We start from the raw sequence: 22,807 nt of genomic DNA on the forward strand, positions 1-22,807 counted from the left end.
AGGATTTATTCGTCCTCGATAAAGTCTGTCTGGTTTTCCGGGTTACGGCCCCGGTACTTGCTGAAGCGGCGCTGTATCTCGCGCATATCCTGTTCCAGGTTGCCGGTGGGCTGGTAGAGGGAATCCACGCAGACACGCTTGCGGGGAAAGTCCCAGGCAATCAGCAGAATCGGCACCTGCGCCGCATAGGCGATTCGCAGGAAACCGTTTTTCCACTTATCGACCTTCTTGCGCGTGCCCTCGGGAGCGATCGCCACCCACATCTTTTCGTTTTGCCGGAAGGAAGTCGCCATCTGCTGGGCCAGGCCGCCGGGGGTCCGGCGGTCGGTGGGCAGGCCGCCCAGCCATATAAACAGGCGCTTGAATGGCCAGAAAAAGGCTTCCTTTTTCATCATAAAGGAAATCTTGGCCTTGAGCGCCATAATGAACGGCATAGCTATCACAAAGTCCCAATTGGAGGTGTGCGGAGCCAGGGCCACCATGACTTTTTTCTCCGGCGGGAATTCACCCTCCAGGCGCCAGCCCAGGGCCTTTACGATCAGCAGGCCAATGGCTTGGGTAAACCAGTTGCCGATTCGCGGAATTTCTTCGGGTAGATTCTTTGGAATACTCACGTCAATCCTTCTCTCAATCTTACTGCCCGTTCGATCACTTAGACATTCAGCGGTGTGGAGCTTACTCGCAAGCGAAGGATTGCGGAGCTCTATTCCATTCGCTTGCAAGCAAGCTCCTACTGCGGGCCTGCGGCCCGCTTGCGGAGCTGGAGCTCCGCGGTCCCGGCTAGTGCTCCCGGGTGGCGTAGAAGCGGATTTCCGGGTAGCGCTCCTCCGCCAGTTGCAAATTCACCCGCGTGGGCGCCAGGTAGGTCAGGTGGCCGGCGCCGTCCAGCGCCAGGTTGGTGCTGGCCTTGCGTTTGAACGCATCCAGTTCTTTCGCACTCTCGCTGTCCACCCAGCGCGCGGTGCTAACGTTCACATTTTCGTAAATGGCTTCCACCTTGTATTCGTCTTTCAGGCGGTAGGCCACCACTTCAAACTGCAACACCCCCACGGCGCCGACGATAATGTCGTTGTTGTCCAGCGGAAAGAACACCTGGGTGGAGCCCTCTTCGGATAGCTGCTGCAACCCTTTCTGCAGCTGCTTCAGTTTCAGCGGGTCTTTCAGGCGGATGCGGCGGAAGAGTTCCGGGGCGAAGTTTGGGATGCCGGTGAACTTGAGCTGCTCGCCCTCGGTAAAGGTATCGCCGATCTGGATGGTGCCGTGGTTGTGCAGGCCGATGATGTCGCCGGCGATGGCCTCCTCCACATGGGTGCGGTCGCCGGCCATGAAGGTCACCGCATCGGCGATCTTCACGTCCTTGCCCAGGCGCACGTGCTTCATCTTCATACCGCGGCTGTAGGTGCCGGAGCAGACGCGCATAAAGGCGATGCGGTCGCGGTGCTTGGGGTCCATATTCGCCTGGATCTTGAATACGAAGCCGGAGAATTTTTTCTCGTCCGGCTGCACCACTCGCTCGTTGGTGGCGCGCGGTTGCGGACCCGGCGCCCACTCCACAAAACCGTCGAGCATTTCGCGCACGCCGAAATTGCCCAGCGCGGTGCCGAAAAACACGGGGGTCAACTTGCCGGCCAGGTAGGCCTCCAGGTCGAACTGGTGGGTGGCGCCGCGCACCAATTCGATCTCCTCGCGGATATCGTCGGCGTACTCGCCCAGCAGCGCGTCCGCCTCGGCGGAATCCAGCCCCTCGATGCGGATATCCTCCGGGATGGTATGGCCCTGGCCCTGTTTGTAGACGTGGATGGTGTCGGTGTAGAGATTGTAGACACCGCGGAAATACTTGCCGGAACCCAGCGGCCAGTTGATCGGCGCGGCCTGGATATTCAGCACCTCCTCGATCTCGTCCATCACCTCGATGGGGTCGCGGATATCCCGGTCCAGCTTGTTGATAAACGACAGGATTGGCGTGGTGCGCAGGCGGCAGACGTTCATCAGCTTGACCGTGCGGTCCTCCACACCCTTGGCGCCATCGATCACCATCAGCGCCGAGTCCACCGCGGTGAGCACCCGGTAGGTATCCTCGGAGAAGTCCTCGTGGCCGGGGGTGTCCAGCAGATTGACCGTGCGCCCCGCGTAGGGGAACTGCATTACCGAGGAGGTCACCGAGATACCCCGCTCCTGCTCCATGGCCATCCAGTCGGAGCGCGCGTGGGGCCCCTTCTTGCCCTTGACCGAGCCGGCCAGCTGGATGGCATTGCCAAACAGCAACAGCTTTTCGGTCACTGTGGTCTTACCGGCGTCCGGGTGGGAAATAATCGCGAAGGTGCGACGGCCGGCGATACCCGCCAGGCTGGAACTCTGGGCCATAATCTCGGTGCTTGAACAGCTTGGAAAACAAGGCGCGCATTATACACGTCGGCAAGCCGCACAGGGGGCTGATAGACTGCAGCTTTTGGAATCGAAATCCAATCAACGAACGTGCTGCGAAGCCCCTGATGCCGGGGGCTTTTTGCGGGACCTTCTGCGGCCATGGATGGCCGCGGAGAGCGTACAGGGATGTATTCACAGCGTGTCCCGTAAAAAGCCACCGGTAGCAGGGGCGCCACCAGATTTAGAAGAGAGAAGAACTATGAGCCGGGAGCGATTGCAGGCACTGCGGGAAGAGCTGGCGCGACAGGGAGTACAGGCCTTCCTGGTGCCCCGCGGCGACGAGTACCAGAACGAATATGTGCCCGCCTCCGACGAGCGCCTGGCCTGGCTCACCGACTTTACCGGCTCCGCCGGCATGGCCGTGGTGAGTATGGAACACGCGGCGCTGTTCGTGGACGGCCGCTATACCCTGCAGGCCCAGCAGCAGATCGGCGACCAGCCCATCGACCAGGAGGACCTGAACCAGGACGCCATCGCCGACTGGTTGTGCGATCAGTTGAAGACCGGCGAGGCCCTGGGCTACGACCCGCGCCTGCACACCGAGCCGGGCCTGGCACTGCTGCACAAGCGCCTGGGCGAGCGGGATATCGCACTGCGCCCCCTGGACGACAACCCCATCGACGCCGTGTGGAGCGACCGGCCCGCGGCGCCCTGCGGGCCGGCGCGCCCCCATCCCTATACGTTTACCGGCGAACACTCCGCAGACAAGCGCCGGCGTATCGCCGCGCTGCTGGCGGACAAGCGCGCCGACGCTCTGTGGCTGCCCAACCCGGAGGTGTGCGCCTGGCTGTTCAATATCCGCGGCAACGACGTGCCCCATTTGCCGGTGGCCCTGGCCAGCGCCCTGCTCTACCGCGACGGCAGTGCCACCCTCTACCTGGCGACGGAAGCCGTGGGCGACGCGCTGATCGAACACCTGGACAACGAAGTGAGTATTGTCAGCGACAAGCGCGAACTGTTCGCCGCCGCCCGGCGCCATCATGTAGCGAAAGTCTGGGTGGACCCGCTGATCACCAACTGCTGGACGCTGCAGCAATTGCGCGCACTGGATATCGAACTACTGCAGGAGCGCGATCCCATCATCGCCGCCAAGGCGTGCAAGAACCCGGTGGAACTGGCGGGCACCCGCGCCGCCCACGAGCGCGACGGCGCCGCCCTGTGTGAATTTCTCGCGGAGCTGCCCGGCGCCGTGGCCGCCGGCACTGCCGATAACCGCTTTGGCGAACTGGAGGCGGTGCAATTGCTGCGGGCCAAGCGCGAACAGCGCGAGGGCTTCAGCGACGACAGCTTCGACACCATCTCCGGCTACGGCCCCAACGGCGCCGTGGTGCACTACCGGGTGAGCCGCGAGTCCAGCCTGCCGATAAAGCCCGAGGGCATCTACCTGGTGGACTCCGGAGCCCAGTACCCGGACGGCACCACCGATGTCACCCGCACCGTGGCCCTGGGGAGTTTTCCGCACCTGGCCAAAGAGCATTTCACCCGCGTACTCAAGGGCCATATCGCCATCGCCACCCTGCGCTTTCCCATCGGCACCTGCGGCGAACAGATAGACGCCTTCGCGCGCCGGGCGCTGTGGGACCAGGGACTCGACTACGCCCACGGCACCGGCCATGGGGTTGGCAGTTTCCTGAGTGTGCATGAGGGGCCGCAGCGGATCGGCAAGGCGGGCACCGGCGTGCCCCTGCAGGCGGGCATGATCGTTTCCAACGAACCGGGGTTCTACCTCACCGGGCAGTACGGCATTCGCATCGAAAATCTGGTGTTCGTGAAGGAATCCGCGGAACATCACGGCTTCCTTGAGTTCGAGGAGCTGACACTGGCGCCGATCGACCGGGCGCTGATCGAGGTGAAGCTGTTGAGTGAACAGGAGAGGAAATGGCTGGACGATTACCACCGGAGGGTGCGCGAGACGTTGATGCCGTTGGTAAATGAAAACACCCAGCGCTGGCTGGAGGCCGTCACCGAGCCACTGGCCGTGTAGGAGCGGCCTCCCGGGAGCGCCGAGCTCCAGCTCGGCTTGCGGGCCGCGAGGCCCGCCGCTGACTCGCTACTTCGTAGTGGCTCAGATCGCGGCCATGGGCCGCTCCTACAACGCGCTTTCGTCATTGCGGCGCAATCCGGAAATCCTGTGCCACTAAACTGGATACCGGCCTGCGCCGGTATGACGAGTCAATGAGACACATCAATCGCGGCCCACGGCCGCGTTCGCGGGGATATCTCCGGCGCTCTCGCGCCCGCCGATTTCCCGCCGCAGCCACCACCAGGCCAGGACACCGAGCATCAGGTTGGCCGCCGCTGTAGCCGCGAACAGCCCGCTGATCCCCCACAATTGATTGCCCACCCAGGCCAGCGGCAGATAGATGCCCAGTACACGCAGGAAGGAGATCAGCGTGGCCGGCAGTGGCCGGCCGAGGCCGTTGAAGGCCGCGTTGGCGGACATCACGAAGCCGTAGCCAGCGTAACTGAAAGGCACCACGGCCAGGTAGGCCACCGCCACCGCCAGCACCGCCTCGGAATCACTGAACAGCTGCGCGAGAAACCCGCCCACCAGGTATAACACCAGCGCAAGCACCAGCCCGAAGACCAGGCAGAAGCGCGCCAAAACAGCGACCGTCTCCTGCATACGCCCCACCTTGCCGGCGCCGGCGTTCTGGCCGATAAAGGGCCCCACCACCGAAGACAGCGCATAGAACACGATCAGCGCCACCGGCTCGATACGCAGCGCCACCCCCAGGCCGGCCACCGCGTCGGCGCCGTGCACCGCCACCAGCGCCACCATCACACCGCCGGCCATGGGGATGATCACATTGGTGGCCACCGCCGGCAGCCCCACCGCCAGAACGGTGCGCCAGGAGTCCGCCAGTACCGACCAGCGCCATTCCGGCGCGGCCAGGAGCTTTTCCCTGCGCACCAGGAAATAGAGCGCGGCAAAGAAGCTGATTCCGCGCGCGATCACCGTGGACAGGGCCGCCCCCTGCAACTCCAGGCGCGGAAAGCCCAACAGGCCGAAGATCAGCAGCGGGTCCAACAGCAGGTTGAAAAGCGCCACCGCCACCATGATGCGCCCGGTGATCGCGCTGTTGCCGATGGCCCGCAGCGCCGACAGCGCCACCATGGGCACCACCGCGAACACCGCGCCCAGGTACCAGGGCACCATATAGTCGGCGATCAGCGGCAGCATCTCCGCCGGCGCGCCCAGCAGGCGGAACAGCGGCCCCACGGTGAGCAATCCCACGGCGCTGATCGCCAGCGCCACCAGCAGCGCCAGCAGCGAGGCGTCGGTCACCAGCCGCCGCACCCGGGCCATATCGCCGGCGCCGTAGGCCCGCGCCACCGCCGAAGAGGTGCCGGCGCCCAGGCCGATGGCGAAGCTGTTGATCACCATCACCACCGGAAAGGAAAAGCTCATCGCCGCCAGCGGGCCACTGCCCAGTTGGGCGACAAACCAGGTGTCCACCACATTGAACGACATGGTTGCGAGAATGCCCCACACCATGGGCAGGGCCAGGCGCTGCAGGTGGCCGGCGACCGGGCCCTCCAGCAGGGAGGGATTGTTGGAGGTTAACGCCATGAACAACTCTTTGCGGAAAGATGGACGCTTCCGCTGGATGGCAGCGGAGTGTGAAAAGAAAAACGGAACACCGTTAGTTTACCATCCCCGTGGCTACTCCGTTTCAATCCCGAAGTTCGTCGTACCGGCGCAGGGACGACGAAAAACGCATTGTAGGAGCGGCGGGGGAGGAGATCCGGCGAAGTTACGGGTGTTGCCTGTGGAGGCTCATCAGCACCGCGTCCTCGCGGGCGCCACCGTCTGCGGGGTAGTAATTCTTGCGCAGGCCGTCTTCGCGAAAACCCAGTTTGCGGTAGAGGGAGCGCGCGGCGCGATTGGAGGCGCGCACTTCCAGGAGGACCCGTTCGATTTCCGGCGGCAGTTGGGCGAGCAGTTGCCTCAACAGCGCCCCGGCCACGCCGCGCCGGCGCCACCGGGGCGCCACGGCGATATCGAGGATTTCCGCCGCGTCGAACAGCCGGGAAATCACACAGCAGGCGATGGCCTCGCCCTCCGGCGACCACAGCAGCCAGCCGTCGTGCCCGGCCTCGAGGCTGTCGCGGTATTGCCGCTCACCCCAGGGGTGGCTGTGGGCACTGCGCGCCAGCGCGGCCAGGGTGGGGCAGTCCGCGACGGTGGCGGCGGCCAGGTGGGCATCGGTGAGGTCGAATTCGGGGGTCATTGGACCCCGGAATCAGGGAAACGAGTGTGCTCCGGATAGGTTTCCCGCAGCAACTGCCACAGTGCGCGCTTGCGCTCCGGCTGCTGCAAGAGTTCGGTCAGGCTGGGCATGGCCACCAGGCGGATGCCGTTCCACTCGGTCACCGGCTCTGCCAAGGGCTGCTTTAGGGAGAGGGGTGAACAGAAGTCGCGGGCCTGCCGGCCCATCAGCCAGATGGATTTAACCGGCCGGCGGACGCTGGCCGCTTCCAGCCAGCTGGAGCAGGTGTCCCGCGCGTCCGAGGCGGCGGCCGCGGGGCCGAAGCGGTTTTCCGCCAGGGGCCAGCGCAGCCGGTCCTGCTCCCGGGGCAACTGGTGCCAGCCCAGGGCGCGGGCGATATTGTTGAACAGCGCCTCCACCGGCAGCGCGGCGCCGGGCTCGCGGCTGTCCACCGCCAGCAGTTCGTCTCCCAGCCACCAGCAGCTGAGAACAAAGGGTTGCACCTGTTGCTGTGGCGGGGTCAGTTCGGCGGGGGCGGACTGCGGCTGGGGTGCAGCTCGCACCTGTTCGGTGAGGGCGCCGATATCGCGTAGCGCAGTGGGGGCTTCCGGGGTGACCGCGATCTCGGGCGGGCCTTCGGCCCGCTGGCGGAGCTGGGGCTCCGCGGTCCCGGGGGAAGGCTCCCTGTTTTCCATCGGCAGTTCTTCAACCGGCAGCCGGGCCTGGCGCGGTTCCGGCGCCAGGGGCAGCCGGAAGCGCGGCATATAGCTGGTGACTCCCAGCGCCGACAGATATTCCGCGCGATGCAGTTCGTGCATCAGACGCCCTTGCGTTTGCCGCCGCCTGAGGCGAGCAGGTTGAGGGCGTCCAGGTAGGCCAGGGCCGAGGCCACGAGGATGTCGATATCCGCCCCAACGCCGTTGACCAGACGGCCGTCCAGCTCCAGACGCACGGTCACGCTGCCCTGGGAGTCGGTGCCCTGGGTGACTGCGTTGACCGAGTAGAGCTTGAGGTCCGCGCCGCTCTCCGCCACCGATTCAATGGCCTTGAAAGTCGCGTCCACCGGGCCGCTGCCATAGGCTTCGGCGCGGTGGGACTCGCCGTCGATCAGCAGGCGCAGTTGCGCCTGCGGGAGGCTGCCGCTCTTGCTCCGCACTTCCAGGTCTTCCAACTGGTAGTGCTCCACGGGAGCCTCGCTGCCGGTGACCAGCGACTGCAGGTCTTCGTCGAAGATCTCGTGTTTCTTGTCCGCCAGGTCCTTGAAGCGCTGGAACACCAGGGCGAACTCGCCGGCGTCGTCAAAGTTGATTCCCAGCTCTTCGTAGCGCGCCTTGACCGCCGCGCGGCCTGAGTGCTTGCCCAGCACCAGGCGGTTGTGGCCCCAGCCCACATCCTGGGCGCGCATGATTTCGTAGGTCTCGCGATGCTTGAGAATGCCGTCCTGGTGAATCCCGGACTCGTGGGCGAAGGCATTGGCGCCGACGATGGCCTTGTTGGGCTGCACCGGGAAGCCGGTGATGGAACTGACCAAACGCGAAGTGGGCACGATATGGGTGGCGTCTATGCCGGTCTCCACCGGGTAGAGATCCTGGCGGGTGCGCACCGCCATCACGATTTCTTCCAGGGAGGCGTTGCCGGCGCGCTCGCCCAGACCGTTGATGGTGCACTCCACCTGGCGCACGCCGTTCATCACCGCGGACAGGGAGTTGGCCACCGCCAGCCCCAGGTCATTGTGGCAGTGGGTGGAGAAAATGGCCTTGTCGGAGTTGGGCACATTCTCGATTACCCGCTTGAACATGGCCCCGTACTCGCCGGGCTCGCCGTAGCCGACGGTATCGGGGATATTGATGGTGCCGGCACCGGCATTGATCACCGCCTCGATAATGCGGTACATGAATTCCGGCTCGGAGCGGCTGCCGTCCTCCAGGGAGAACTCCACATCGTCGGTGAACTGGCGCGCGCGCTTCACCGCATCCACCGCCTGGGCGAAAACCTGTTCCGGCTCCATCTGCAGTTTGTATTTCATATGGATGGGGGAGGTGGCGATAAAGGTGTGAATGCGCGGGGCGGTGGCTTTTTTCAGCGCCTCGGCGGCGCGGATGATGTCCGGGCCCACGGCGCGGGCCAGGCTGCATACGGTGGAATCCTTGACGGCCTCGGCCACCGCCTGCACCGCCTCGAAATCCCCCTGGCTGGCGATGGCGAAGCCGGCTTCGATCACGTCCACACGCATGCGTTCGAGCATACGCGCGATGCGGACCTTCTCATCCTTGGTCATGGAAGCGCCGGGGCTCTGCTCGCCGTCGCGCAGGGTGGTATCAAATATGACTAATTTATCTTTCTTGGTGTTCATCTGGGCTCTTCTCCTCATCTGGCCCGAGGCTAAACAGCGGCTGTACTGCTGTCTACGCGCCGATCAAATAAAGTGTGGAATTCTACAGGAGGGTAACGGAGTAAAATTATATGCCGCAACGCGGTAGTCGCAGCGAAAAAGCTAGTGTGCCAGAGGGAAATCTGCGTGCGGGGTATGCGGTGGGCATAGCGGCTCAAACAGGTAAATGGTCGATTGAGGGACTATACGTCCGCGCACCGGCGAAATCAACAACCATCCTAAGAAAACAAAAAATAAAAGATAAATAGATAGAAAACCGGAGAATTTAAACGAAACTTGGGATAAACATCCCAATTAACCGGCAGACGCCCCCAGCTTGTCCAACAGCTGCCACAGGTTCTGGCGCAGCTGCTCCACCTCCTCCCGGGTTACCTCGGAGCCATCCAGTTCCCGCTCCACCCACACCCGGGCGCGGGGCTCGAGCGCGCGGCCGTCATCGGTGATCGCCACCACCGTCACCCGCTCGTCCCAGGGCGCGCGCTCGCGGCTGACCAGGCCACGCTGCTCCATTCGCTTCAATAGCGGCGTGAGGGTTCCGGAGTCCAGCATCAGCCGCTCGCCCAGGGCGCCGACACTGGTACCGGCATCCCCGTCTTCCTCTGTATCCCGCTCCCACAGCACCAGCAGCACCAGGTATTGGGGATAGGTGATACCCAGGTCCTGCAGCATCGGCTGGTAGGCCCGGGTCACAGCGCGGGAGGCGGCGTAGAGGGCAAAGCAGAGCTGGCGGTTGAGCGCCAGCGGACCGCTGTCTTCGCAGAGAGACATCAGAGTATTCCCCGCGGAACAGTCAGAGCAGTTGCTCGATTTCCGACGCCAGCGCCTCCGGCTTGTCCTTCGGGGCAAAGCGCTTCACCACCCGGCCCTCGCGGTCGACCAGGAACTTGGTGAAGTTCCACTTGACCCCCTCGGTGCCCAGAATCCCCGGCGCCTCGCGCTTGAGATGCTCGAACAGCGGGTGGGCGGCGGGGCCGTTCACTTCCAGCTTGGCGTAGACGGGGAAGCTGACGCCGTAGTTCAGCTCGCAGAACTGCTGGATTTCCTCGTCGCTGCCCGGCTCCTGCTGGCCGAACTGGTTGCAGGGGAACCCCAGCACCACCAACCCCTGGTCCCGGTATTTGTGGTACAGCGCCTCCAGCCCTTTGTACTGGGGGGTAAAGCCACACTTGCTGGCGGTATTGACGATGAGCAGCACCTTGCCCCGCTGCTCCTCCAGGGAGGTGGTACTGCCATCCGCAGCCTGCAGGGGAATGGAATAGAGATCGCTCATGGGAGTTTTTCCTCGGTTGAACACAATAGGTTGTGGGAAATTGTATTGTGCACAACCAAAATTACAAGCGAGATCCATCAAAGAAGAGGCAGCGCGGGGTTTATTGTGAGAATAATTATCAATAATATTACGTTCAAAATTTTTAATGGAAACGGACACACTCCCCCATGCGCAATCCCGGCCTGTATTTAGCCCGTCTACTGCTCGCGGTATTCCTCGCCGCCACCGCAATTACCGCCCCGGCCCAGGAGGCCGGCCTCAGCGAACAGGAGCTGCGCCAGCTGATGCAGATGGCCGAATACATCGGCGTGGACTACCCGGAAGCGGTGAAGGATGGCGAGATCATCAACAGCGGCGAGTACTCGGAGATGGAGGAGTTCGCCCAAGTTCTGGTCGACCGCGGCCAGCGGCTGTCCCCTTCGCCGGAGGCGGAGAGCATCCGCGGCGAAGCCAAGGCACTGCAGGCGGCTATTGCCGGCAAGGCGAGCCTCGCCGAGGTGCAGAGCCACACCGCCAAACTGCGCCAGGGGCTGCTGTCCATTTCCCCGGCGTTGTCCCTGCCCCAGTCGCTGCTCAGCCTGGATGAGAGCCGAGCCCTCTACCAGAAGAACTGCGTCGCCTGCCACGGCCCATCCGGCGAGGGCGATGGCCCGCTGGCGGCACAGCTGGAGCCGCCTCCCACCAACTTCCATGAGCGCGAGCGCGCGGAGAACCGATCCCTGCTCGGCCTCTACGATGCGATCAGCAACGGCATCGACGGCACCGCCATGACTGCATTCGGCAACCTGACAGACCAGCAGCGCTGGTCCCTGGCGTTCTATGTAGGCGGACTCGCCTTCGCCGGTGCGGAGCCGGCGACAGCCGACACGCAATTGAGCCTGCAGGACCTGGTGATGTACAGCCCCGCAGTGCTGCGCAACGACCGCCCGGAAGTGCCCACTGAATCCGTGGCCGCCCTGCGCGCGGACCCGGCGCCGCTGTTCGCGAAAAAAAGCTCTCGGGATGGAGACCCCATGGAGACCGCGCGCAGCCAGCTGCAAAAAGCCCTGGACGCCTATCGCCAGGGCGATTACGGCAGCGCCCGTACCCTGGCGATCAGTGCCTACCTGGACGGCTTCGAACTGGTTGAAAATACGCTGGACTCCCGCGACGCGAATCTGCGCAGGTCCATCGAGAGCGACCTGCTCGGCCTGCGCGCCCAACTGAATGCAAACAGCGATCCGCAGCAGGTGGAACAACAGGTAAACGCCGTGCTCGAAAAACTGGATCAGGCCCAGGCGCTGCTGGAGGAATCCAATCTGTCCGGCACCGCGCTGTTTATCGCCAGCCTGATCATCCTGCTGCGCGAGGGCCTGGAGGCGCTGCTGGTGGTGATCGCACTGACCACCATCCTGATCAAGACCCAGCGCGGCGATGCCTTGAAATACGTGCATTTCGGCTGGATAACCGCTTTTATCGCCGGCTTCGCCACCTGGGTGCTCGCGCAGAAAGTGATTACCATCAGCGGAGCGAGCCGCGAGGTGATGGAAGGCGCCGCCGCACTGCTGGCCGCCGCGGTGCTCTTCTATGTGGGCTTCTGGATGCACAGCAAGACCCAGGCCCAGGAGTGGCAGCAATACATTCAGGACAGCATCAACCGCAACCTGACCGCGGGCACCCTGTGGGGCATCGCCGGGCTGGCGTTTATCGCCGTGTACCGGGAAATTTTTGAAACCATCCTGTTCTACCAGTCCCTGCTCACCCAGACCGCCGAGGGGCAGTACAGCGCGCTGTGGGGCGGCATCGCCGCCGGCGCCGCGCTGCTGGCGGTGGTCGGCTGGGCGCTGGTGCGCTACTCCGCGCGCCTGCCCATCGGTAAATTCTTCTCCACCACCACTTTCGTACTGCTGGCACTGTCGTTCGTGCTCGCCGGCAAAGCGATCGCCGCATTGCAGGAAGCCGCCCTGGTAGGCATCACCCCGCTGCCGGTGTCCTTCAGCTTCGACTGGTTGGGGATTTATTCCACCTGGGAGGGCATCGGCCTGCAGGCGGCCATACTGGTGGCCGCGGCCTGGCTGTTGCTCAAAGGCAGGAATTCCGGGGCTTCGTCCCCGGCAAAATCCACCGGTTGAGCCGCCGGTAACCTGACGAAAATACCCCGCTCACGCGGGGTATTTTTTTAGTGGTGGGCGGAATAACAAAGACAGAAAAATATTTATTTCTCAGCAGCTTCCACCGCCTCAGCGCAATTTGAACCCGAGCTCCGACTCTATCTGCCCCCGCGACCACAGACTCCAGCCCGACACGCCCTCCAGGGCGAGAGCCTCGTCCACGACGATTCCCCGGCTCAGGGCCGGCCAGGCCAGCACCGTCGGCGGCACCCCCTCCTCGATCGGGTAAAACAGCTCCGGCGGGGGCAGCATCTGCTGCAGGCTGCGCAACAGCGGTTGCCAGGCCATGGGCAAAATTGCCTCCGCCAGTTTCCAGGATGGCGCCGGCGTCTGTGCCGCCTGGGCCACCAGGTAGTGGTAGCGGGCCCACGCAGCCTCCAGCAATGCGGTTTCTCCCAGGTGCAGGCAGCCATCCACCTGGCGTTCGGCACAGAGCAGGCAGATGCCCTCGGGCAGTGCCAGCTGCTCCGCATCGCGGGCACTCAGTTGCCAGCCCGGTTCTTCCGACGCACAACCGCAATTGGGGCAGCTGCCCTCCGCCTCAGCGGCGGGTGGCTGCAGCGGCAGCGGATTGGCTCCCGGCTTCCAGTGACAGGCAGAGGCCGAGAAGTAGCTGTCCGCGTGGCTGCGCACATGGGCGGGAAAATCAAATTCAGCAGAGGCCGAGCCCCGCCCCGCGCTGGCATCCAGGCAGGTTCTACAAACATTGAGGGGACCCTGCGACTGCGCTTCGTTGAGCGATGCCAGGTCCGTAGCCACCCACACGCTGCGCTCATCGTTTTCCAAGGCTCCGCAGCAGGGGAACAGATGCACCAGCGAGAAAAAATCCCGGCGCCTTTCCGGCTCTGCCAGCTCCGGCGCCTCGGCGCCGAAAACCATTACCGGGTGACCGCGGTAACGCCAGCCTGCGGCGCAGGGCTCCAGTTCGCCGAGGCTCACCTGGATGCCGGCGCGCAGCTCCCGCGCCAGCGCCTCTCCGTCCGCGACCGCCGGCTGGTCGGAACCGGTTGCGTCCACGGCATCGTCCGCCACCAATTCCGCCACCGCTTCCGCAACGGGGCCGCTCTCGCTGTCTTCGCCGGACTCGGGCGGGCGCACGCTGTCCGCTGCGCCGCGCAGCTTTGCCAACGCCTGTTTCCACAGTGCCACTATAGGGCCTCCTCTAAGATTCGGTGGATCTGCGCTTCCGAGTTGGTTATCACGCGAAAGGCGACCCGCTTGGATTTCTCTGGGTCCTCGCTGCCGTCGGCGCGCAGAACCGGACGGGCGGACGAGTAGCCTACCGCGGCCACCAGTGCCAACATGCCGGGAACCTCTTCCGCCGGCACAAGGCTGTGAACAAAACGCAACACCTCCCGCGAGCGGTTCTGGGACAGGCGCAGGTTGTTGAAGTAGTTTTCGCTGCGGCTCCCCCCGGTGCCCCACTCGGAGCTGGTGTGCCCCTCGATATGGATCGCCCGGACGGAGTCCAGATAGGGTTTCAGCGCGGCCAGGTAGCGCGGGAAAAAGTTTTCCATCACCTTCTGGGCATCCCCGTTCATCTCCGCGGCGCCGGTCTGGAACATGGCGTCGGAGTTGTTGAAGGCGATGGTCAGGCTGTCCTTGTCGATGGCGGCTCCCCAGTGTTGCAGGTCGCCTTCAAACTCCCTCACCAGTGTCTGGTAAATCGCCAGCTGGTTGTCGCGATAGGACTGGGCCAGCGCTCGAATTTTTTCCCGCTCCTCCATCATCGAGCGCATCATCACTATGGAGATGCACAAAAAAACCATCATCAGCCCGGCCATCAGGTCCGAGACGCTGAGCCACTCGCCCTCTTCAGTCGGGCGCAGGCGCGAAGAGAGGCTAGCCGGCATATTCCAGGTCCCGCTGTTGTATCCGCCGCATCTGCGCCACCAACTGGCGATAATCCCGAGTGAACTGCCCGCTGATGGTGGCCAGGGACTCGCCCATGGCGGCGAGCACCTGTTCCACCTGCTCCGCCATCACCTTGTCCATTTGCTCGTATTGGCGGCGAATGGAGATATCCGTATCCTGCAATTCCTTGCGGATCACCTCGGTGAGGACCTGCAACATCTCCCGGTGGGTAGTGGCGATCATCTGCGCCAGTTCCCGCATCGACTCCCGGTGTGCCTGCGCGGAGGTTCCCACCAGTTTCTGCAGGGCCTCGGGGTCCAATTCCTGAAGATTTTCCAGCGCCGCAGACAAATACCGGAAGCGCTCCGCCAGCGCGTCACCCTGACTCTCGAGTTGTGCGCTGATCGCCGAGAGGTTCTCGTCCACCCGCTGCTGCGCGGCCGCAACGCCCTGTGACAGCTGCTCGATAACTGGCGGTAGTTGCGGCGCCAGTTCCGCCAGCTGCCGCACCGACTCGTGCTGCGCATCCAACAGCTGGTTCAACTGCGCCGCCTGCTGCCCCTGCCGCTCCAACAGTTCATCCAGCCCGCGGTACATATGCGGCAGCTCGGCTATTTTGTCGTATACCTGTGCGAGCACGGCCTGCTGGTCGATCAGCTGCCGCTGGCTCTCGTCGCAACGCTGGCTCCAGGATTCCACCCGCGCGGCATGTTCTCGGTACTCAGCCGCGGCGGCGCCGAGCGCAGGTTCCAGTTCGGAAAGCTGTGCGCAAAAACTCTGCAGGTTGTTCCCGAACTGCGCCTGCAGGCCCTGATTGAACTGTGCCACCACCTGCTCCAGTTGGCCAACCAGCTCCACCGCGGATCGTTGGGCAAAATTATCCAGCGAGTCGCGCAGCACCAGCAGGTTTCGATTCAGGTCGTCGATGGTGGCAGTTTCCTGAACGGGGTCCGACGGCAACCTCAGCATACGGCTGAAAACCCGCAACAGCAGGGACAGCGCCAGCCCGACCACACTGGTGATAAAGGCTGTTTTCAGCCCTTCCATAAGCTCCGCGATACTGCGGTCGATATCCTCCAGGGAGAATTCGTAGAGACCGATAATAATGCCGACAAATGTACCGAGAATACCCAGGGAGGTGAGAAAGCCAGGGCCCTGGTCCACAAAATCCCGCCCGCGGCCCGAGAAGCGCAACAGCATTGCGAGGGAAAAAATCGACAGCATCAGCAGGATAAACCCCTCGGTGACCACTGCGGGGGTTAGCGACAAAAACATCTGGTGTAATAATCCCGACATCCACTATGCCTCAGAGAATTTCTTTAAGATAAATTCGTGATAGAAGGCTCCACTCGGCAGCTTGCCGTGGCCCTGGTCCACCAATTGCAGACGCGGCAGGGCGCGGATAATTTCCGCCAGGTTGTTGAAATGGGCCCGCTCATCCCCGGGTGGGAACTCCTTCACCAGCACCCGTTCGTCTACCTGTATCTCGAAAACCGCGGGCTTCTGCGGTAACCGCTCCCGCTTGCAAAACACCATGTGCAACAGCCCACCGGTCTTCAGCTTTGACACCAGCAGTTCACTCAGTACCGATGCCTCATCAGGGCTGTAAAAGCCAATAATGTCCCAGGCCAGAATCGCATCGCACTCTGCAAGCCCGGAAAACTTACCAAAAGCCGCGCGTATCGCCGAGCAGCCGTCCTCGCCGCGCTGCTTGTGCCATTGAATGGCCGCGTGCATGTCCAGCACGAACAGCTCGCCCACCTGTTTCTGCAACGCGTCCACATTGCGCCCGCTCCTGGGCCCGCAATCCATCACCCTGCTGACCGGTGACCTGCGCGCCGCTCTCATTGCCGTCGACAGGCCGGACAGCGACAGCGCCTCGCCAGCTTCCGCCGCGGTAAAATAGGTCGATACATCCGATGCGCCGCCCGGGCGGACTTTTCCCCGAGAATCGTTACCGTCAAATTCAAAAATATGTTCGATAAGATCCTTGCGCATTCCCTGTCGCTGCAACAGTGAATTGCTCAGGCTGAAGCGCCCCAGGCTCTGCGTCAGGGCCACGGTCGAGTGGCGCTGGCAGGGAATCCGGGGGTAATGCGGGGCCTCGGCCGTTTCGTAGGTGAAATCCTGCAACAGGCGGAATCTCGCGGGCCCCTGCGGCGCGGTACCGGTGTATATCATGGCGTGCAGCAGCGTGCCGGGTTTCAGGTTCGGCTGGAGCAGTTCGATCAGATGCTCAATCAACTCGGTGCTCATAAAGTTGAGCAGGTCCCAGCAGAGCACGACGTCAAATTTTATTCGCGAGGGCTTGGCCACCAAGTGGTCTTGCAGGGCGCCTTTGAGATCCGGGTTCTGTTGATTCTCCGCAAAGAATTCGATCAGGTCCTCAATGTAGCAGGGACAGTTCATCTGCAGGAAAGCCTGGGTAGTCCCTACCGCCAGTGACCCCAGATCCAGTATGCGAAATCCCGGCTGAATAATTTCCCGGCTGAGCGCCGCCAAGCCGAAAGAGTGATGCTGCATGCAATACTTCCCGAAACACCACAAGGAAAAATCGCGGCCGCGTCATGCCGACCGGCACCACTTGACCGCGGTTTAGCAGGAAGCGGGTTCACTAAGTGGAACGCAATAATTGTGAAACCGCTTCTGGCATCTTTCCCGGTACGATCAGTCGCTGGTCACCAGCTCAGCCGGGCTGTCGGAGGTTTCGGTAGCGGCGCTCTTGGAGGAGAAAAGGCCGCTGCTTTTGGCTGCACTTCCCTTTCCGGCCTTCTTCTTGCCATCGTTCTCATTGTCCCGCGGCGGTAAATTGGGGTGTACCAGCTTTTCTTTGAAATCGCTGGTGCGCTCTTTCATTTCCGCATCGGTATCCACCATATCCATGGAGCCGCGGAACTTACCGCCGTCGTCCAGTTGGATGCGCGGCGCTATCAGGTTGCCCTTGACCACTGCTGTGCGGCGGATTTCAATCAGCTCTTCTGCCAGGGCATCGCCGGTGAGGGCGCCTTCCACGGTGATGTTCTTCGCGTGAATATTGGCATTCAGCTCACCACCGGCGCCCACGGAGAGATTATGCCCCTCCATGATTACGGTGCCCTCGACAGTGCCTTCGATATGCAGGCTCTCGTTACCGATCAGTTCACCGCGGAACTTGATGTTTTTTCCGATTACAGACTTTTCAGCCTCTTCGCCCATCCGCGGGCCGCGCTGGGGGGCGGAGTTACCCTGATCGATAAATCCATCCAGAAAGCTGTTGGAGCTCTCTTCCTTCGGCTTTGCCTGCTCTTCATTTGCCATGTTGTACTTACTCCTTAGAGTTGGGATAGCTGGTTGGTTGCCCCGTTTGTCATACATCGCACAAAGTTCCGGGCAGAGTTCCACTCGCCGTCTGCGCAGCGATGTAGGCGCATGATTATACGGACGACAAGTCACGGGCACTTGTCGCGAGAGTCATTTTTTTGGGTGCCAGTATCGGGTTTTTGTTTGCTGTGTGATAAAGGTCACATTTTCCAGGTAACCATTTTTGGCGTGAAAAGATTTGCAAGTGCCGGGCCATCTTTGCCGGGCAGTGAGGATCTCGAGAAACTCTGCCGGGGACAACCGGCGGCGGGGGGCTTTGCAGTCGGGCTTCTTTAATTGCGCTTTCGGCGCTGGGGGGGAGAGCCATCCAGAGCCCTGACGGCGCATAGGCCTTGAACTGGGCAAAATAGTTTTTTCCGGCTTTGCCGGAGATATCTGCACAAAACTGTTTCTCTTCAACCGACAGAAGGAGGGGTGCCCGGCCATCGCCGGCAGGCTCCAGGCTCTCGTGGCGCACCGGCGGGCAGTGGTCGGCGAGCAGTTGGATTTCCTCGAACTGCATCCTGCAACAAATACATGTCGAAGTGCTCGTGACCAGCCGGCGGGGAAACCTTTCGCATCTATCCCTCACCGTTTGCCTGATTAAGTTTTTACTCAAACCGGAACTCAATGGCATTGGGAATTGGTTTGTGTTTTGTGCTTTCTGAGAACTTGATCGCGGCCATGGGCCGCTCCTACAGGGAGGGAGTGAGATTACTTTGTAGGAGCGGCGGGGCGGCCATCCGCCCATGGCCGCGATCGATCTTTGAATCAGCCACTGCGTTGGCTACCGGCGCCCTGTAGGAGCGGCCGCTGGCCGCGATCGGGGTTGGATTCGGTACGGTGAGGAAGAGGCTGTTAACTTCTGCCTCGCCATCCCTGGCGCGGCTTCTAAGTGTTCGAACCTGCCCCGGCCCGGCCATCCCTGGCCGGTCGCCCTAGAGCGCGCGAAGCTGCGCTTCGCAAACGCGCTCTGGGGCCCTACTCTGATCGCGGCACATCCCTGTGCCGCGCCCCTACGGGCGCCTGCGGCGTCCAAATCGGCTTTCCTGCCGATTTGTCACGATGTTCGGCAGTAGGCGTTTGTGCAATCTGTAAATAAAAAAAGGGCCACCCGCTTGGGTGGCCCTTATTTTTATTTAGAAGCCTGACGATGACCTACTCTCACATGGGGAGACCCCACACTACCATCGGCGATGCTGCGTTTCACTACTGAGTTCGGCATGGGATCAGGTGGTTCCACAGCTCTATGGTCGTCAGGCAAACTGGCTTGGGTTGGCTTGGTCTTATGAGCGGTTGCTCTGCACTGCCGTCTGACTGTCCGTTTGCCGCTGATTTTCCAGCGTTACAGTCAACCCAAATAAGTCGGTAAAACAATCTGTAGTAATACACCGCAAGGCCGCTCTTTCAAGCGTCGTCTGCGCGTCTCTCTGACTTCACAATCCCGCTTCACTTCGAGCCTCAACTTTAAGTTTTCACTCAAGTCTTCACTCTCCGCTCAGCAGTCGTCAGTAACCATCTCTGTTGTATGGTCAAGCCGCACGGGCAATTAGTACTGGTTAGCTCAACGCCTCACAACGCTTCCACACCCAGCCTATCAACCTGGTAGTCTTCCAGGGCCCTTCAGGGGACTCGAAGTCCCAGGGAGATCTTATCTTGAAGGAGGCTTCCCGCTTAGATGCTTTCAGCGGTTATCCCGTCCGAACATAGCTACCGGGCAATGCCACTGGCGTGACAACCCGAACACCAGAGGTTCGTTCACTCCGGTCCTCTCGTACTAGGAGCAACTCTTCTCAAATCTCCAACGCCCACGGCAGATAGGGACCGAACTGTCTCACGACGTTCTAAACCCAGCTCGCGTACCACTTTAAATGGCGAACAGCCATACCCTTGGGACCGGCTTCAGCCCCAGGATGTGATGAGCCGACATCGAGGTGCCAAACACCGCCGTCGATGTGAACTCTTGGGCGGTATCAGCCTGTTATCCCCGGAGTACCTTTTATCCGTTGAGCGATGGCCCTTCCATACAGAACCACCGGATCACTATGACCTACTTTCGTACCTGCTCGACATGTCTGTCTCGCAGTCAAGCGCACTTATACCATTATGCTCATTGCATGATTTCCGACCATGCTGAGTGCACCTTCGTACTCCTCCGTTACTCTTTGGGAGGAGACCGCCCCAGTCAAACTACCCACCATACACTGTCCCCGATCCGGATTACGGACCTGGGTTAGAACCTCAAACATGCCAGGGTGGTATTTCAAGGATGGCTCCACGAGAACTGGCGTCCTCGCTTCAAAGCCTCCCACCTATCCTACACAAGCAGGCTCAAAGTTCAGTGCAAAGCTGTAGTAAAGGTTCACGGGGTCTTTCCGTCTAGCCGCGGGTACACTGCATCTTAACAGCGATTTCAATTTCACTGAGTCTCTGGTGGAGACAGCGTGGCCATCGTTACGCCATTCGTGCAGGTCGGAACTTACCCGACAAGGAATTTCGCTACCTTAGGACCGTTATAGTTACGGCCGCCGTTTACCGGGGCTTCGATCAAGAGCTTCGCCGAAGCTAACCCCATCAATTAACCTTCCGGCACCGGGCAGGCGTCACACCCTATACGTCCACTTACGTGTTTGCAGAGTGCTATGTTTTTAATAAACAGTCGCAGCCACCTGGTCACTTCGACCGGCCTCAGCTTAGGGAGCAAGTCCCATCACCAAAACCGGCGTACCTTCTCCCGAAGTTACGGTACCATTTTGCCTAGTTCCTTCACCAGAGTTCTCTCAAGCGCCTTGGTATTCTCTACCTGACCACCTGTGTCGGTTTCGAGTACGGTTCTCTATTGCCTGAAGCTTAGAAGTTTTTCCTGGAAGCAGGGCATCAACCACTTCACTTACCGAAGTAAGCTTCGTCGTCAGTTCTCAGCCTTAGGGACCCGGATTTGCCTAAGTCCCCAGCCTACTACCTTAAACACGGACAACCAATCGCCGTGCTGGCCTAGCCTTCTCCGTCACTCCATCGCAGCAATAGCGAGTACAGGAATGTTAACCTGTTTCCCATCGACTACGGCTTTCGCCCTCGCCTTAGGGGCCGACTAACCCTGTCCCGATTAGCGTTGGACAGGAACCCTTGGTCTTCCGGCGGGGAGGTTTTTCACCTCCCTTGTCGTTACTCATGTCAGCATTCGCACTTCTGATACCTCCAGCAGACCTCTCGATCCACCTTCAACGGCTTACAGAACGCTCCTCTACCATGCCTGCATCTCACTTAAATCCACTCTTTGCTCCCCACCTTCTCACGCAGTCCGACTCAACGTTCGGAGGCGCTTGATCGTCGCTACGCGACGCTAATCGATGGAAGTAGTAAAGAGTTGCTCTCTTTGGAACAAATCCGAATGGATTTAAGAGAGATGCAGGCATCCGCAGCTTCGGTTACCAGTTTGAGCCCCGGTATATCTTCCGCGCGGGCCGACTCGACTAGTGAGCTATTACGCTTTCTTTAAAAGATGGCTGCTTCTAAGCCAACTTCCTAGCTGTCTGGGCCTTCCCACATCGTTTCCCACTTAACTGGTATTTGGGACCTTAGCTGGCGGTCTGGGTTGTTTCCCTTTCCACGACGGACGTTAGCACCCGCCGTGTGTCTCCCGCGATTGCACTCCTCGGTATTCGGAGTTTGCATGGGGTTGGTAAGTCGGGATGACCCCCTAGCCCAAACAGTGCTCTACCCCCGAGGGTGAGACGCGAGGCGCTACCTAAATAGCTTTCGAGGAGAACCAGCTATCTCCCGGCTTGATTAGCCTTTCACTCCGATCCACAGGTCATCCCCTAACTTTTCAACGTTAGTGGGTTCGGTCCTCCAATTGATGTTACTCAATCTTCAACCTGCCCATGGATAGATCGCCGGGTTTCGGGTCTATTGCCTGCAACTGAACGCCCTATTAAGACTCGATTTCTCTACGGCTCCCCTATGCGGTTAACCTTGCTACAGACAATAAGTCGCTGACCCATTATACAAAAGGTACGCAGTCACCCCGAAGGGCTCCTACTGCTTGTACGTATACGGTTTCAGGTTCTATTTCACTCCCCTCTCCGGGGTTCTTTTCGCCTTTCCCTCACGGTACTGGTTCACTATCGGTCAGCTGGGAGTATTTAGCCTTGGAGGATGGTCCCCCCATGTTCAGTCAAGATAACACGTGTCCCGACCTACTCGATTTCACCTAAAATGCCTTTTCGTGTACGGGGCTATCACCCTGTATCGCGGTACTTTCCAGAACCTTCCACTAAAACATAATAGGCTTAAGGGCTAGTCCCCTTTCGCTCGCCGCTACTCAGGGAATCTCGGTTGATTTCTTTTCCTCCGGGTACTTAGATGTTTCAGTTCCCCGGGTTCGCCTCCATGACCTATGAATTCAGTCATGGATACCCGCAAGCGGGTGGGTTTCCCCATTCGGACATTCCAGGATCAAAGCTTGTGTGCCAGCTCCCCTAGACTTTTCGCAGGCTCCTACGTCCTTCATCGCCTCCAGCTGCCAAGGCATCCACCGTATACGCTTAGTCGCTTGACCATACAACACAAACGACTACTTAACGACTTTGTATTCAAGTGCCGATAAACACTTGAACACCGGATTGTGTGCTTGAGAGACACACATTTCTATTGATGTTAAGTTTTTGCTATTCTTGCGAATAACAGCAACCTAACCTCGCCTTGCAGTGTATTACTACAAATTGTTTCACCTTGTTAAAGAGCATCTGATGTAAAAATCAGAAAGCTGGACTCTTATTCTTAAACCGCAAGAAACTGCTAAGAACCCAGGTTTCTGATTTCTGAAGTGGATCGTCAGGAGATGGTGGAGCTAAGCGGGATCGAACCGCTGACCTCCTGCGTGCAAGGCAGGCGCTCTCCCAGCTGAGCTATAGCCCCATCGATAAGCATTTTCTAAAAGGAAAATGTAAATTTCGCTAATCAAGGCATCTTGTCGCGCCGCATAGTTCACTATGCAAGCGACAAAATAACGCAGAGTAGCGGAATTTTGGTAGGCCTGGGCAGACTTGAACTGCCGACCTCACCCTTATCAGGGGTGCGCTCTAACCAGCTGAGCTACAGGCCTATAACTTTTGCCCTCGGGTTTTAACCTCAGGGCTCTAGACCCGCCCAACGGGCT

Annotated in this window: 16 protein-coding genes, 2 tRNA genes and 2 rRNA genes; 2 read left to right on the forward strand and 18 right to left on the reverse strand. The window is 60.7% G+C overall.

Going from position 1 to position 22,807, the window contains the following annotated elements:
- Positions 1-5: 5 nt before the first annotated feature.
- Together PP263_RS11905 and PP263_RS11910 are read right to left on the reverse strand one after the other, a co-directional pair.
- Positions 6-614, reverse strand: a complete 609-nt coding sequence (locus PP263_RS11905; protein ID WP_308363729.1) for a lysophospholipid acyltransferase family protein — start codon at positions 612-614, stop codon at positions 6-8.
- A gap of 166 nt (positions 615-780) precedes the next feature.
- A complete protein-coding gene (locus tag PP263_RS11910; protein WP_308363730.1) occupies positions 781-2,364 on the reverse strand; it encodes a peptide chain release factor 3 in 1,584 nt (527 codons plus the stop codon).
- Between the two features lie 262 nt (positions 2,365-2,626).
- On the opposite strand from PP263_RS11910, the gene PP263_RS11915 reads away from it, so the two are divergent.
- Complete coding sequence (locus tag PP263_RS11915) at positions 2,627-4,411, forward strand: aminopeptidase P family protein (protein WP_308363731.1); 1,785 nt, start codon at positions 2,627-2,629, stop codon at positions 4,409-4,411.
- 201 nt (positions 4,412-4,612) lie between these two features.
- On the opposite strand, the gene PP263_RS11920 is transcribed toward PP263_RS11915, so the two are convergent.
- From PP263_RS11920 to PP263_RS11945, 6 genes are all read right to left on the reverse strand, one after another.
- Positions 4,613-6,001 carry an MATE family efflux transporter gene (locus PP263_RS11920; protein WP_308363732.1) on the reverse strand — a complete coding sequence of 463 codons (1,389 nt, stop codon included), beginning with the start codon at positions 5,999-6,001 and terminating at the stop codon, positions 4,613-4,615.
- A 184-nt stretch (positions 6,002-6,185) separates the two neighbouring features.
- Entirely contained in the window at positions 6,186-6,662 is a 477-nt protein-coding gene (rimI, locus tag PP263_RS11925; protein WP_308363733.1) for a ribosomal protein S18-alanine N-acetyltransferase, read from the reverse strand.
- Positions 6,659-7,459: a hypothetical protein gene (locus PP263_RS11930; RefSeq protein ID WP_308363734.1), complete on the reverse strand. Its 801-nt coding sequence runs from the start codon at positions 7,457-7,459 to the stop codon at positions 6,659-6,661. Before PP263_RS11930 ends, rimI begins: the two co-directional genes overlap by 4 nt.
- On the reverse strand, positions 7,459-8,994 hold the full coding sequence (locus PP263_RS11935) for a 2-isopropylmalate synthase (protein ID WP_308363736.1): 1,536 nt from the start codon (positions 8,992-8,994) through the stop codon (positions 7,459-7,461). Before PP263_RS11935 ends, PP263_RS11930 begins: the two co-directional genes overlap by 1 nt.
- 333 nt (positions 8,995-9,327) lie before the next feature.
- The gene (locus tag PP263_RS11940; RefSeq protein ID WP_308363737.1) at positions 9,328-9,801 is read right to left on the reverse strand and encodes a MarR family transcriptional regulator; all 474 of its coding nucleotides are present in this window, start codon (positions 9,799-9,801) and stop codon (positions 9,328-9,330) included.
- 22 nt (positions 9,802-9,823) lie between these two features.
- Positions 9,824-10,303 carry a glutathione peroxidase gene (locus PP263_RS11945; protein WP_308363738.1) on the reverse strand — a complete coding sequence of 160 codons (480 nt, stop codon included), beginning with the start codon at positions 10,301-10,303 and terminating at the stop codon, positions 9,824-9,826.
- Positions 10,304-10,470: 167 nt separating this feature from the next.
- Between PP263_RS11945 and PP263_RS11950 the strand changes: the two genes are divergently transcribed.
- Entirely contained in the window at positions 10,471-12,414 is a 1,944-nt protein-coding gene (locus PP263_RS11950) for an FTR1 family protein (RefSeq protein ID WP_308363739.1), read from the forward strand.
- 108 nt (positions 12,415-12,522) lie between these two features.
- Here PP263_RS11950 and PP263_RS11955 read toward each other — a convergent pair whose 3' ends face one another.
- The 10 genes from PP263_RS11955 to PP263_RS12000 all read right to left on the reverse strand — a co-directional run bounded on the left by PP263_RS11955 (position 12,523) and on the right by PP263_RS12000 (position 22,753).
- Complete coding sequence (locus tag PP263_RS11955) at positions 12,523-13,602, reverse strand: hypothetical protein (RefSeq protein WP_308363740.1); 1,080 nt, start codon at positions 13,600-13,602, stop codon at positions 12,523-12,525.
- Positions 13,602-14,306, reverse strand: coding sequence for an OmpA family protein (locus PP263_RS11960; RefSeq protein WP_308363741.1), 705 nt, complete (start codon positions 14,304-14,306; stop codon positions 13,602-13,604). Before PP263_RS11960 ends, PP263_RS11955 begins: the two co-directional genes overlap by 1 nt.
- Complete coding sequence (locus PP263_RS11965; protein ID WP_308363742.1) at positions 14,296-15,603, reverse strand: MotA/TolQ/ExbB proton channel family protein; 1,308 nt, start codon at positions 15,601-15,603, stop codon at positions 14,296-14,298. The genes PP263_RS11960 and PP263_RS11965 overlap by 11 nt, the downstream gene beginning before the upstream one ends.
- A 3-nt stretch (positions 15,604-15,606) precedes the next feature.
- On the reverse strand, positions 15,607-16,830 hold the full coding sequence (locus tag PP263_RS11970) for a hypothetical protein (protein WP_308363743.1): 1,224 nt from the start codon (positions 16,828-16,830) through the stop codon (positions 15,607-15,609).
- 144 nt (positions 16,831-16,974) lie between these two features.
- Positions 16,975-17,604: a polymer-forming cytoskeletal protein gene (locus PP263_RS11975; RefSeq protein WP_308363744.1), complete on the reverse strand. Its 630-nt coding sequence runs from the start codon at positions 17,602-17,604 to the stop codon at positions 16,975-16,977.
- Positions 17,605-17,719: 115 nt separating this feature from the next.
- On the reverse strand, positions 17,720-18,169 hold the full coding sequence (locus PP263_RS11980) for a hypothetical protein (protein ID WP_308363745.1): 450 nt from the start codon (positions 18,167-18,169) through the stop codon (positions 17,720-17,722).
- Between the two features lie 622 nt (positions 18,170-18,791).
- A 5S ribosomal RNA gene (gene rrf, locus PP263_RS11985) occupies positions 18,792-18,907 on the reverse strand.
- A gap of 267 nt (positions 18,908-19,174) precedes the next feature.
- Positions 19,175-22,207: ribosomal RNA gene (locus tag PP263_RS11990) — 23S ribosomal RNA — on the reverse strand.
- Between the two features lie 283 nt (positions 22,208-22,490).
- Positions 22,491-22,566, reverse strand: a tRNA-Ala gene (locus PP263_RS11995).
- Positions 22,567-22,676: 110 nt separating this feature from the next.
- Positions 22,677-22,753 (reverse strand) — tRNA-Ile (locus PP263_RS12000).
- Between the last annotated feature and the right edge of the window lie 54 nt (positions 22,754-22,807).

The organism is Microbulbifer sp. TB1203 (assembly GCF_030997045.1).
GTDB lineage: Bacteria > Pseudomonadota > Gammaproteobacteria > Pseudomonadales > Cellvibrionaceae > Microbulbifer.

Excerpts from the sequence above, each read along its gene's own strand:
- PP263_RS11920 (WP_308363732.1), bottom strand. The coding sequence starts at position 6,001 with ATGGCGTTAACCTCCAACAATCCCTCCCTGCTGGAGGGCCCGGTCGCC.
- PP263_RS11965 (WP_308363742.1), bottom strand. The coding sequence starts at position 15,603 with ATGTCGGGATTATTACACCAGATGTTTTTGTCGCTAACCCCCGCAGTG.
- PP263_RS11940 (WP_308363737.1), bottom strand. The coding sequence starts at position 9,801 with ATGTCTCTCTGCGAAGACAGCGGTCCGCTGGCGCTCAACCGCCAGCTC.
- PP263_RS11930 (WP_308363734.1), bottom strand. The coding sequence starts at position 7,459 with ATGCACGAACTGCATCGCGCGGAATATCTGTCGGCGCTGGGAGTCACC.
- PP263_RS11950 (WP_308363739.1), top strand. The coding sequence starts at position 10,471 with ATGCGCAATCCCGGCCTGTATTTAGCCCGTCTACTGCTCGCGGTATTC.
- PP263_RS11970 (WP_308363743.1), bottom strand. The coding sequence starts at position 16,830 with ATGCAGCATCACTCTTTCGGCTTGGCGGCGCTCAGCCGGGAAATTATT.
- rimI (WP_308363733.1), bottom strand. The coding sequence starts at position 6,662 with ATGACCCCCGAATTCGACCTCACCGATGCCCACCTGGCCGCCGCCACC.
- PP263_RS11915 (WP_308363731.1), top strand. The coding sequence starts at position 2,627 with ATGAGCCGGGAGCGATTGCAGGCACTGCGGGAAGAGCTGGCGCGACAG.
- PP263_RS11945 (WP_308363738.1), bottom strand. The coding sequence starts at position 10,303 with ATGAGCGATCTCTATTCCATTCCCCTGCAGGCTGCGGATGGCAGTACC.
- PP263_RS11980 (WP_308363745.1), bottom strand. The coding sequence starts at position 18,169 with ATGCAGTTCGAGGAAATCCAACTGCTCGCCGACCACTGCCCGCCGGTG.
- PP263_RS11960 (WP_308363741.1), bottom strand. The coding sequence starts at position 14,306 with ATGCCGGCTAGCCTCTCTTCGCGCCTGCGCCCGACTGAAGAGGGCGAG.
- PP263_RS11910 (WP_308363730.1), bottom strand. The coding sequence starts at position 2,364 with ATGGCCCAGAGTTCCAGCCTGGCGGGTATCGCCGGCCGTCGCACCTTC.
- PP263_RS11935 (WP_308363736.1), bottom strand. The coding sequence starts at position 8,994 with ATGAACACCAAGAAAGATAAATTAGTCATATTTGATACCACCCTGCGC.
- PP263_RS11975 (WP_308363744.1), bottom strand. The coding sequence starts at position 17,604 with ATGGCAAATGAAGAGCAGGCAAAGCCGAAGGAAGAGAGCTCCAACAGC.